Genomic DNA, 7742 nt, shown 5'->3' on the forward strand with positions numbered 1-7742 from the left:
TTATAAGTTATTTGAAATGTGAAAATATTAATAGATAATGTATAATTAGTTATAAATTAAAAAGTAATATGGTTGTATAAATGTTATATAGATAGAGGTGAAGGATGAGAAAAAAGATAATACAAGAAATATTAGATAATAAAAGTAAATTTATTTCAGGGGAAGAATTATCTAAAAAATTAGGAATATCTAGAGCAGCTGTTTGGAAACATATAAAGTCTCTTAGAGAAGAGGGGTATAATATTGAATCGGTAAACAAGAAAGGATATAGATTGATAGAAAAGCCTGATGATTTACTTACTTATGATAATATATACCATAATCTACATACTAAAATTTTAGGTAAGAAAATTATTCATTTCGACACAATTGATTCTACAAATGATTATGCTAAGAAGATAGGTAATGAAGAGTCTGAAGGTGCAGTTATTATAAGCGAAGAGCAAACAAAAGGTAGAGGTAGGCTAGGTAGGAATTGGCATTCTAATTCATATGAAGGAATATGGATGAGTATAATACTTAAACCAAATATAGTTCCATATAAGGCACCATTCATAACATTAATAGCAGGAGCAAGTATAGTGGAAGCTTTAAATAAGCTAGGTGTAAATGCTAAAATCAAATGGCCAAACGACATTATATTAAATGAAAAAAAAATATGTGGAATATTAACTGAACTATCCGCAGAAATAGAAAGAATTAATCATATTGTCTTAGGTATTGGAATAAATGTAAAAACTATGGAGTTTTCCCAGGAAATATGTGATGTAGCTACATCTCTATATAAGGAAAATTATATTGTATCTAGAGTCGATATAGTAAGGAATATATTATTAGAATTTGAAAGTCTGTATCTAGAGTATATAAATAATAATTCAAAAGAAAAAGTTTTAGATATTTGTAGAAGACATTCAGCTATAATTGGAAAGGAAATATACACCATAAGAGGCGAAGAAAAAGAATTAGTTAGATGTTTAGATATAAATGAAGAGGGAAATTTAATTATAAAGAGAAATGATGGTTCTATTAAAGAGATTATATCAGGAGAGATTTCTATAAGGGGGATTAAAGGATATGTATAACAATATTTTAGATGTAAAAGGTATAAAAGTAGGTCAAGTTCAAGATACTGAAGGGTTAACAGGATGTACTGTTGTTATATGTGAAGAAGGTGCTACATGTGGAGTAGATGTTAGAGGTTCAGCGCCGGGTACAAGAGAAACTGATTTATTAGATCCTATAAATATGATACAAAAAGTACATGCAGTTGTTCTGTCTGGTGGCTCTGCATTTGGATTAGAATCTACATGTGGAGTAAGCAAATATTTGGAAGAACATAATATAGGGTTTGATGTTGGAGTAGCTAAAGTACCTATAGTAGTTGGAGCTGTATTATTTGATTTAATAGTAGGGGATCCAAAATGTAGACCAAATATAGATATGGGGTATAAGGCTTGTGAAGTTGCCACAGATAAAGAGTTAAGACAAGGTAATTATGGTGCAGGATGTGGAGCTACAGTAGGAAAGATAAGAGGACCAGAATACTGTATGAAAGGTGGAATAGGAAGCTATTCTATAGAATTAGAAAATGGATTAGTTGTATCTGCATTAGTTGCTGTAAATGCTTTTGGAGATGTGTATGAAGATGGGAAATTAATAGCTGGGGTTTTAGATGATAGTAAAAAGAAAAATCTTAGCACTTATGATATTTTGAAAGAAGGATTCTCAAAAGGTGGATTTAGCATAGATAACACTACTATAGGGGTAGTTGTTACTAATGCTAAGCTGGATAAAGCAGGGTGCAAGAAAGTATCTCAAGTGGCACATAATGGTTATGCAAAATCTATATTCCCTATACATACACCTCATGATGGAGATACAATTTTCACAATGGCTACAGGGGAAATAGAGTCAGATATAACTTTAGTTAGTTCTATAGCTACAGAGGTTGTAGAAAAAAGTGTAATAAATGCAATAAAAAATGCAAATTCTATAAAGAATATACCTTCATATAAAGAAATAATAGGAAACTAAGAATTGTTGACAATGTTATTTCCTATTGATACAATTATTCTTGTTACAGCTGGCATCCTTGAGATATAGGAGCCTGACTTGATATCAAGGGAATTAAAAAAACTAAATAATTTAAGAAGTCCGGCATCTTTATGAGCTGGAACGGAGGTGTATTTTATGAACGTGCAAACAAAAGCTACAAAAAATGTGAACGTAAGAAAGATGGCTATAATAGGTGTGCTTTCCGCAGTATCTATTATGATGTCAATGATACCAGGGATAGGGTATATACCTATAGGACCCACTAATGCAACTATAATGCATGTACCTGTTATCATAGGTTCAATTATAGAAGGTCCTATAGTTGGAGCTACAGTAGGGTTTATATTTGGTCTGACTAGCCTTATAAAGGCATTGACTCAACCTACGATAACATCTTTCGCATTTATTAATCCACTAGTGTCTATACTTCCAAGAGTGTTGATAGGAATACTAGCGTATTATATATATGAATTCGCCATGAAGTTAACTAAAAAAGCATCTATATCAGGATTATTAGCCGGAGGATTAGGTTCTATAATAAACACAGCAGGTGTTTTAGGCATGATTTATATCTTATATGGAGCTAGGTTTGCTGAAGTAAGTGGGGCAAGTGCTTCTACTGCAGGAACATTTATATTTACTCTTGCAGCAACAAATGGTATACCTGAAGCGATAATTGGAGCTTTAGTAGTATCACCTGTTATAATGGCCCTAAAAAAAGTCATCAAAAGGTAGAAAGAAGGTTAATAATAAATGCTTTTAGTATTTGATGTTGGAAATACCAATATGGTTTTAGGTATATATAAAGAAAAACAGTTAATAAAAGACTGGAGAATAAACACAGACAAAGAAAAGACGTCTGATGAATATGGAATGTTAATAAGTAACTTATTTAAATTTGATAATATAGATATAAATGAAATAGAGGATATAATAATATCTTCAGTTGTACCAAATGTAATGCATTCTCTTGAAAATTTTTGTATAAAATACTGTAACATAAATCCTAAGATAGTTGGTCCTGGGATAAAAACAGGATTGAATATAAAATACGACAATCCTAAGCAAGTAGGGGCAGATAGAATTGTAAATGCTGTTGCTGGTATAGAAAAGTACAAATATCCACTTATAATAGTTGATTTTGGAACAGCTACAACATTCTGTGCTATATCTGATAAAGGTGAATACTTAGGAGGTACTATAGCTCCAGGGATAAAGATATCAAGTGAAGCTTTATTCCAAAGAGCATCAAAACTTCCTAGAGTTGAACTTATAAAACCAGGAACTACAGTATGCAAAAATACTGTATCAGCTATGCAAGCTGGAATAGTTTATGGATATGTGGGATTAGTTGATAAGATAATAGAAATGATGAAAAAAGAACTTGATTATGAAAACATAAAAGTTGTTGCTACAGGAGGATTATCAACTCTTATAGCATCAGAAACAGATTCTATAGACTATGTAGATAAATACTTAACTTTAGAAGGATTAAGATTAATATACGAGAAGAACAAAGAATAGAGGGAATTGGGTTATTTGCCCAATTCTTTTTTTGAATAAATCAATTTCAAAATATGTATCTAAATTATGAATTTTGTGATAATGAATTAATTTATGGATATATATAAATAATAAAAATACATCATATAGGAGGAGACAAATGATAAAAATAGGAAATTTAGAGCTTGAAAATAAAGTCTTTTTATCGCCAATGGCTGGTGTAACAGACTTACCATTTAGGCTTATATGTAAAGAACAAAACTGTGGAATGCTTTATACGGAAATGATAAATGCTAAGGCATTATGTTATGATGATGAGAATACTAAAAAAATGCTTAAAATAGAAGATGCAGAGCATCCAGTAGCAGTTCAAATATTTGGCTCAGACCCAGAGTTTATGGGAAGGGCTGCTCAAATAATGAATGAATACCCAAATGAAGTATTAGATATAAATATGGGATGTCCAGCACCTAAAGTTGTTAAAAATGGTGATGGATCAGCTCTTATGAAAAATCCTAAGCTCGCTGAAGAAGTTTTAAAGGCCGTAGTTAAAAATTCAGATAAGCCAGTAACTTTAAAAATAAGAAAAGGCTGGGATGATAATAGCATAAATGCAGTGGAGATAGCTAAAATAGCAGAAGCTTGTGGTATAAGTGCTTTAGCTATACATGGTAGAACTAGAGAACAATATTATTCTGGAAAAGCAGATTGGGATATAATAGGTGAAATAAAGAAAAATATAAGTATACCTGTCATAGGAAATGGAGATGTATTTACAGTAGAAGATGCTAGAAATATATTAGACAAAACAAATTGTGATGCTATAATGATAGGTAGAGGGGCTCAAGGTAACCCATGGATATTCAAGAGAATAAATCATTACATGCAAACTGGTGAGATATTACCAGAACCAACATTAGAAGAAAAGATAAACACTTCTATTAAACATTTAGATTTAGCGGTAAAAGAGCATGGAGAATATGTTGCTGTAAGAGAAATGAGAAAGCATATAGGTTGGTACCTAAAAGGACTTAAAAACTCTGCTAGAGTTAGAGATGAAATAAATAAGATAGAAAGCCATGAAGAAGTAGTATCTAAGCTACGTGAGTATATGGAAGACTGCTTGACATTGAAATAAGAGTAACTTATAATATAGCGCATAAATTAAAAATGTATATTTTGAGCAAAATTTAAAAATTGGGCTTATGCCCAAATACATAGTGAAGGAGTTGTAGGGGTCATGGAAGATAAGAAAGAAATACTGTTAACTCAAGAAGGATTCGATAAGTTAGAGGAAGAAGTAGAGTTTTTAAAAACTGTAAGAAGAAGAGAAGTTGCTGATAGAATAAAGGTAGCTATATCTTTTGGAGATATATCTGAAAACTCTGAGTATGATGAAGCTAAGAATGAGCAAGCTCAAGTTGAAGAGAGAATAATGAAGTTAGAAAGTATGATAAGAAGAGCTGTTATCATAGATGAAAGTCAAATAGATGTTAATGTTGTTACTATAGGTTCAATAGTTAAAGTAAACGATGTTGAATTTGATGAAGAAGTTGAATATACAATAGTAGGTTCAGCAGAAGCAGACCCATATGAAGGAAGAATATCAAATGAATCTCCTGTAGGAAAAGCTCTTTTAGGAAGAACTATAGGAGATGTTGTAGAAGTACAAGTACCAGACGGAGTTGCTAAGTTTGAAATATTAGAAATAAAAAGATAATATGGGAGGTAAAACAAATGAATAATGATCAACAAATGAATAATGATCAAACTCAAGAAGAACTTAGTGAAGTTCTTCAAATAAGAAGAGATAAGTTAGCTAAGCTACAAGAAATGGGAAGAGATCCTTTCCACCAAAGTAGATATGACAGAACTACTAACTCTATGGAAATAAAAAATAACTTTGAAGAATTTGAAGGAAAAGTAGTTAGAATAGCTGGACGTATAATGAGTAAGAGACTTCAAGGTAAAGCAGGATTCATCGATATACAAGATCAAGACGGAAGAATACAATGCTACGTTAGACTTGATAGAATAGGTGAAGAAGAGTATGCTATATTCTCTACATATGATATAGGAGATATAATAGGGCTTGAAGGTGAAGTATTCAAGACTAAAAAAGAAGAAATCTCTGTAAAAGCAAATGAAGTTGTTTTATTATCTAAATCACTTCAAATATTACCAGAAAAATATCATGGATTAAAAGACCAAGATTTAAGATATAGACAAAGATATGTTGACTTAATAGTTAACCCAGAAGTTAAAGATGCTTTCTTAACTAGAACTAAAGCATTAAAAGCTTTAAGATCTTTCTTAGATGAAAGAGGATTCTTAGAAGTTGAAACACCAATATTAAATACTATAGCTGGTGGGGCTAATGCTAGACCTTTCATAACTCATCATAATACACTAGATATACCTATGTACATGAGAATTGCCAATGAGTTATACTTAAAGAGACTTATAGTTGGTGGATTTGATAAAGTATACGAAATGGGTAGAATGTTTAGAAATGAAGGTATGTCTATAAAGCATAACCCAGAGTATACTGCTATAGAATTATACCAAGCTTATGCAGATTACACAGATATGATGGATATAACTGAAAATGTTATAGCTTATATGGCTGAAGCTGCTACAGGAAGTATGAAGGTAAATTATCAAGGAACTGAAATAGACTTCACTCCTCCATGGAGAAGAATGACTATGGAAGACTGTGTTAAAGAATATACTGGTGTAGATTTCTCAAAAATAGACACAGATGAAGAAGCTTTAGCAGTTGCTAAAGAAAAAGGAATAGAAATAACTCCTGGAATGAGAAGAGGAGAAGTTATAAATGCAATGTTCGAAGAATTTGGAGAAGATAGGTTAATCCAACCTACATTTATAACTCACCATCCAGTTGAAGTATCTCCACTTGCTAAGAGAAATGTAGAAGATCCAAGAAAAACAGATAGATTCGAAGCATTTGCAAATAAGTGGGAATTAGCTAACGCATTCTCTGAGTTAAATGATCCAATAGATCAAAAAGAAAGATTTATGGACCAATTAAGAAAGAAAGAATTAGGAGATGACGAAGCTTGTGATATGGATGAAGATTTCGTAAATGCTCTAGAAGTAGGTCTTCCTCCAACTGGTGGATTAGGAATAGGTATAGATAGAGTTATGATGTTATTAACAAATTCTCCATCTATAAGAGACGTAATTTTATTCCCAACAATGAAACCAATAGATAACTCTACAAGCAACAAAGCAGACGAAGAATAGATTATGAATAAAAACCCTATAAAATAGCTTTTAAAAGCTATTTTATAGGGTTTTTATTTTGATTTAATGATAATTAAGGTTTAAATATAATATAGCGCTTACAATTAGAAGTAATGTATTTTAAGCGTTAAAAATCTTATTTACTATGCAAAAAATTGATAAAAGATTAAATAATAAAATATAATTTTTAGCAAGAATCATTAAAAAAATATACAAAATAGTGAAGAATATAGTATCCCAATAGGAGAAAGGATATTAAAAAAATAAAAAATGAAGATATATAGATTAATTTTTATAAAGGAAAGCTTAATAAAAATATAGAAAAATACATAAAATTAAGTTTAGGGGGAAATAGTATGTTTGGGGTTATGAATTGGATATGTTTAATATGTGTTAGTTTATTAGTTGGAGAAATTATGATTTATTTTTGCAAAGATGTAATAAAAATTTTAGATTTAAGTAAAAATAAAAAAGCTAGAAGTGTTGAAATTACTAAAGCTAGAGAACAAGTAAATATATATGAAACTAAGATAGCAAAATAAAATTAAAAAAAGTTTTGAAAAAGTGTTGACGTTATAAAAATAAGGTGGTATAGTATTACTTGTCCTTAAGAAAAAGGCAAAACGAAAAACACAAAATAAAGTGTAAATAAGAACTTTGAAAATTAAACAGTAGGTTAATTTATATAACTGATTCTTAAAAGAATCGAAAACAAACCAAGCCAGATATTCAGATAATGATAGTCTGAGCAGGTAACAACTTTTATTTGAGAGTTTGATCCTGGCTCAGGATGAACGCTGGCGGCGTGCCTAACACATGCAAGTCGAGCGATTTACTTCGGTAAAGAGCGGCGGACGGGTGAGTAACGCGTGGGTAACCTGCCCTGTACACACGGATAACATACCGAAAGGTATGCT

At 31.0% G+C, this 7742-nt stretch carries 8 protein-coding genes and 1 rRNA gene; all 9 read left to right on the forward strand.

Annotation, left to right across the window (positions count from 1 at the left end; translation table 11 throughout):
- The first annotated feature begins 104 nt into the window (after positions 1–104).
- Positions 105–1082 carry a biotin--[acetyl-CoA-carboxylase] ligase gene (locus tag ABCP60_RS13055; protein WP_195238350.1) on the forward strand — a complete coding sequence of 326 codons (978 nt, stop codon included), beginning with the start codon at positions 105–107 and terminating at the stop codon, positions 1080–1082.
- Positions 1075–2034 carry a P1 family peptidase gene (locus ABCP60_RS13060; protein ID WP_195238348.1) on the forward strand — a complete coding sequence of 320 codons (960 nt, stop codon included), beginning with the start codon at positions 1075–1077 and terminating at the stop codon, positions 2032–2034. Before ABCP60_RS13055 ends, ABCP60_RS13060 begins: the two co-directional genes overlap by 8 nt.
- A 156-nt stretch (positions 2035–2190) precedes the next feature.
- Entirely contained in the window at positions 2191–2790 is a 600-nt protein-coding gene (locus ABCP60_RS13065) for an ECF transporter S component (protein ID WP_242977260.1), read from the forward strand.
- Positions 2791–2808: 18 nt separating this feature from the next.
- The gene (locus ABCP60_RS13070; RefSeq protein ID WP_092921516.1) at positions 2809–3579 is read left to right on the forward strand and encodes a type III pantothenate kinase; all 771 of its coding nucleotides are present in this window, start codon (positions 2809–2811) and stop codon (positions 3577–3579) included.
- A 142-nt stretch (positions 3580–3721) separates the two neighbouring features.
- Complete coding sequence (dusB, locus tag ABCP60_RS13075) at positions 3722–4696, forward strand: tRNA dihydrouridine synthase DusB (RefSeq protein WP_092921722.1); 975 nt, start codon at positions 3722–3724, stop codon at positions 4694–4696.
- A gap of 102 nt (positions 4697–4798) precedes the next feature.
- Complete coding sequence (greA, locus tag ABCP60_RS13080) at positions 4799–5278, forward strand: transcription elongation factor GreA (RefSeq protein ID WP_092921514.1); 480 nt, start codon at positions 4799–4801, stop codon at positions 5276–5278.
- 17 nt (positions 5279–5295) lie between these two features.
- Positions 5296–6825 carry a lysine--tRNA ligase gene (gene lysS, locus ABCP60_RS13085; protein WP_343101858.1) on the forward strand — a complete coding sequence of 510 codons (1530 nt, stop codon included), beginning with the start codon at positions 5296–5298 and terminating at the stop codon, positions 6823–6825.
- Positions 6826–7181: 356 nt separating this feature from the next.
- Positions 7182–7367 carry a hypothetical protein gene (locus tag ABCP60_RS13090; protein WP_092921510.1) on the forward strand — a complete coding sequence of 62 codons (186 nt, stop codon included), beginning with the start codon at positions 7182–7184 and terminating at the stop codon, positions 7365–7367.
- A gap of 220 nt (positions 7368–7587) precedes the next feature.
- Positions 7588–7742, forward strand: a 16S ribosomal RNA gene (locus ABCP60_RS13095); the annotation flags it as partial.

Origin of the sequence: Romboutsia sp. MSSM.1001216sp_RTP31141st1_G3_RTP31141_220114 (assembly GCF_039031195.1) — a bacterium.
Taxonomy (GTDB): Bacteria; Bacillota; Clostridia; order Peptostreptococcales; family Peptostreptococcaceae; genus Romboutsia_C; species Romboutsia_C hominis.

Bases quoted from the DNA above. Each gene is read 5' to 3' on its own strand.
- ABCP60_RS13055 (WP_195238350.1), top strand. From the start codon at position 105: ATGAGAAAAAAGATAATACAAGAAATATTAGATAATAAAAGTAAATTT.
- ABCP60_RS13060 (WP_195238348.1), top strand. From the start codon at position 1,075: ATGTATAACAATATTTTAGATGTAAAAGGTATAAAAGTAGGTCAAGTT.
- ABCP60_RS13065 (WP_242977260.1), top strand. From the start codon at position 2,191: ATGAACGTGCAAACAAAAGCTACAAAAAATGTGAACGTAAGAAAGATG.
- ABCP60_RS13070 (WP_092921516.1), top strand. From the start codon at position 2,809: ATGCTTTTAGTATTTGATGTTGGAAATACCAATATGGTTTTAGGTATA.
- greA (WP_092921514.1), top strand. From the start codon at position 4,799: ATGGAAGATAAGAAAGAAATACTGTTAACTCAAGAAGGATTCGATAAG.
- lysS (WP_343101858.1), top strand. From the start codon at position 5,296: ATGAATAATGATCAACAAATGAATAATGATCAAACTCAAGAAGAACTT.
- ABCP60_RS13090 (WP_092921510.1), top strand. From the start codon at position 7,182: ATGTTTGGGGTTATGAATTGGATATGTTTAATATGTGTTAGTTTATTA.